This is a genomic window from Saccharopolyspora sp. NPDC050389 (assembly GCF_040655595.1).
In the GTDB taxonomy this organism is placed as follows: domain Bacteria; phylum Actinomycetota; class Actinomycetes; order Mycobacteriales; family Pseudonocardiaceae; genus Saccharopolyspora.
Genome location: NZ_JBFAKG010000207.1, coordinates 1 through 3,656 on the forward strand (window position 1 = coordinate 1; position 3,656 = coordinate 3,656).

At 67.0% G+C, this 3,656-nt stretch carries 1 protein-coding gene and 2 pseudogenes; 1 reads left to right on the forward strand and 2 read right to left on the reverse strand.

What is annotated here, in order from left to right:
- Window positions 1-190, forward strand: a pseudogene (locus tag AB0I53_RS49355) (SAM-dependent methyltransferase); the annotation flags it as partial.
- Between the two features lie 298 nt (window positions 191-488).
- Here the strand turns inward: AB0I53_RS49355 and AB0I53_RS49360 are convergent.
- Both AB0I53_RS49360 and AB0I53_RS49365 read right to left on the reverse strand, forming a co-directional pair.
- Entirely contained in the window at window positions 489-2,399 is a 1,911-nt protein-coding gene (locus tag AB0I53_RS49360) for a Tn3 family transposase (protein WP_358618115.1), read from the reverse strand.
- A 623-nt stretch (window positions 2,400-3,022) separates the two neighbouring features.
- Window positions 3,023-3,463: pseudogene (locus AB0I53_RS49365) on the reverse strand (DUF4158 domain-containing protein); the annotation flags it as partial.
- Window positions 3,464-3,656 lie beyond the last annotated feature (193 nt).

Sequence of the window (3,656 nt, forward strand, 5' to 3'; positions counted from 1 at the left end):
GGCGGAGGGCATGCAGCGGCTCACGCCCGGTGGGGTGTTGTTGCTGGGCTTCAATAGCCTCGGCGACCGCGTGTGGCTCGACCGAATCGCCGCCGAGTTGGGGCTTGAGTTCACCGAATACCGGGGTGAGGCCCGCCACTCAGGCCACGTCGCGGTGACGTTCCAGCTGCTCCAGGCGGTCAAACGTTAATACTGCAACGACTTTAGGTGAGGGGGTGGCCGCGTCGTCGGTAGCACCAGACATGTTCGGGGTCGGGCGGGTAGCGGTGGACCAGGTTGATCAACAATCTGCTTATCTCGGGTAACGTGCAACCGATCATGCCCTGCTCGCTGGTGACGATTCCCCGTTCGCGGCAAGGGTTTTGGTCGCCGCCAGCCATGACGTGCCTCGCCTCGTACTGCGCCACCAGCGCATCTTGGTCCAGCTCGCCGAGCCCGATGAAGTCGTGCGGGGAGAACCCGTCGCACAACTCGATGGCCTGGGGATCCTAGAACAGCGTGTCGCGTACCCGCAGCGGCCGGTAGCCAGTCGGGCCGAGCTGGGCGAGCTCGCCTTCGATGTCGACTTCGATGGCTCCAAAGAAGTTGATGTTCTCGCTGTGCGCCGGTGAAATGTGGGCCAGGACCTCGTCATCGATGCGCCGCCCGGCCGCCCGCATCGATTCCACCGCGAGCCCGTAGTACTCGGTCGTCCAGGTCACCACGGCGTTGGTAGTCAGGGGCAGGCACCATGCCTGCTCGGTCTGCTGCTCCAGGTGACGGGCGCGGACCGCGCCTTCGTGCGCGTACAGCAGGTCCCGCTTGAGCGCGTGCAGCGACTCGCCCTTGTTGAGTTGCCGGGAGATCTTGCGGCGATACCCCGGGTCCGACAAATACCGTGCGGCGTAGACCGTTCTGCGTAGTGCCCCATATTCCTTCAGCGCCGCGGCTAGGGCGTTTTGCCGGTTCGACGCCGAGAGCTTGCCGACCAGCAGCGAAGCGGTGGCGTGCCCGAACTTCAACGACCCGGCAAGGCGGAGCAGGTCGTCCCAGTGGCCGGCGATGAGTTCGAGGTTGCACCGCCGGGTCAGCAACGGCCCGGCCAGGGGGAAGTTGGCCTCCACCTGCGTTTTCGGCCCGGTCCGGTACAAGGTGATCTTGCCCAGGTCCCGGATACGCGGCGAGAGCTGCAACCCCAGCAGGTCGAACAGGCCGAAATTCACCAGCGTCACGCCGTGCGTGTCGGTGGCGTGCTCGGTGATGGGAATGTCGGTGGCGTTGCCGAGAATCTCATCCAGCACGTAATGCGCCTCGCGCTTAGTCGCGACGATGACCTTCGTGCCGTAGGTGGTGTGCTGGTCGGTCACATGCGTGTACGTCGACAGCCCCTCCGACGCGAAATACCGGCTCAACGCCCTTGCCGTAACCGACTTTCCACGAGTGGGAAACCGCTGGCCATCCGATGAGGACAGAGTGCCGGAGCCGAGGACTGCGGTCAGCGGCAGCTTCTGGTGGTAGCTGATCAGCGCCAGGTTCGCCGCCTGCAGCGTCTCCTCCCGCACGTACCACTCAGCGGTCCAGGCCAGGATGTCGTAGGAGATCCCGCAGGCATCGGCCATGCGGGTCAGCCCGAGGTTGGTGGAATGTGCGAGCAGCACCGCGATCAGGTTCCGCTTCAATTCCGGGCTGCGGGTCTGCTTGCCCCCGGCGTGGGTGAAGCAGTCCAGGAACCCGGTGCGCTTGTCCATCTCGATCAGCAGCGACACGATCGGCGCGAACGGCAGCATCTCGGTCAGCTCCGCCTTCAGCGCCACCGCCTCGGCCGGGATGTCCTCCGCCGACAACGGCGAGATCACCAGATCGCCCGCGTCGTCCAGACGAACCGGCCCGTCACCAGTGGCGAGGGTGGCTTCCAGCTCACCCATCGCGGTGTGCAACTCGTCTTCGACCTCGGCCAGGCCCTTCGCAGCGTCGGCCGGTTTGCCGACCAGCCGGCAGAACTCCACCCTCTGGTCAGCCCACTTGCCCGGGGTCAGCAGGTAGGCCGCCGGGTCGGAGTAGCGGCGCGAGCCCGGCACGAACACGTCTCCGGTCCGCAGCCCGTCGCGCAGTGCCAGCAGGGTGCACAACTCCCAGTAATGCCGGTACGCGCTCGTGCTGCCGTCCTTCGCCGCCTGATCCAGGTAGCCGCGCCAGCGGGCCGGAACGAAACCGGTCGGCGCATGGTCTGGGACCTTGCGAGCGCCGGTGGCGTTGAGCTCCCGCTCGCTGCCGTACCACCGGCGAACCGCACACTCTCCAGCACCTGCGGGGTGAACTGCCGCAAATACCCATAAGAGCCGTCCAGCACAGCCAGATGCCCGTGATCCCGCGGTAACGGAGGTGCGGCCTGTTCCCGCGCCGCACGCAGCCGCGGCCACCCGATCCGCTCGCCCCTGATCAACCCACCAATCTCTTCGTCACCGAGCCCTACATCAAAGATGATCTCCAGCAAATCGTTCAGCAGCTCCTGGCGGCCCTCCCCGGACTTCGCACGTTCGGCCAGCGCATCGCGCATCTTGTGCCCCGCCTTGCTTTCCCGCGCCGAGATGGCCTGGTCGAACAGCTGCACCACCTCATCCAGCACCTCGGTCGCCGACTGCGCCACCAGGGTCAGCAGGATCGGGTACCGCCGCTCCGGCTCGCGGCGGGTCAACGCCTGCGCGGTCAGCCGGCGGCCCATCGTGGCCAGAAACCGCCGTCGCTCCGCGGGCAGCACCGACAAATCCAAGGTGTGCGCGTCCATACCACGCAGGAACTCCAGCTTCGTGATCTCGGCTTTCACTGCCGCGGGCGAGGCCTCCACCGGGCCCTTACCTAGCCACCGCAGCCGTGTCATCCCGATCTCCGGATCGGTCACCAGCAGCCAGTCCAGCGCGGCGCGGCGCTCATCGGTGAACTCGTGCGCCAGCCGGTCGAACGTCTCCTGCCGCGCCACCTCGCGGGCGTGCGCGACCCGCTCCACCACCGTCACCGGGCCCGGGCGGATCACCTTCGCCGAGATCAGGTACTCACACGCCAGCCGGAACAGCAACGTCGGCGAATCGTGCTCCATCGCCCGCGCCAGCAGGAACTCGTCCAGCTCCTTCAACTCCAGCGCACCCGCCGGCCGCCACCCCAGATATTGCGCCACCCGCCGCAGATGGTCCGTCCGAGTCTTCGCCCGGCGCCCGTACGAACGGATCGCATCCGGGTCCACCCCCAGCTGCTCCGCCAGACGCGCCACCGCTGCTCGCGGCGCCGAGGCCACGTCATCCGGGACGAGCCCGAGCCACGGCAGCGAACACAGAGCAGCGGCGAGCCCCAGCCGGTCCGCCGGCCCTCGCCCCCGGCCAGGGTCGATGAACGCCACATCCGCTGGGGTCAACGTGAAAAACCGGAACAGCTCCTCCTGGCCGATCTCCGGGAACCTCCGCAGGCCCTCCAGCTCCTCGTCGGTGAACACCTGCGTGGCCAACCCAGAACCTCCCGCTAGAACCCGAAGATCACCAGTTCAGGAGCCTAGCGAGGCATATCCGCCCGTTTTTCGGCGAGTACTCCGGCGACCCCTCGAGTCCCGTGGGTTCAGCGCGAGTGAAGGTTCCTCATTGGGAACCCGAGGGTGGGTTGCCACCAGGAGCAGGGCTCGACCCGTGGGT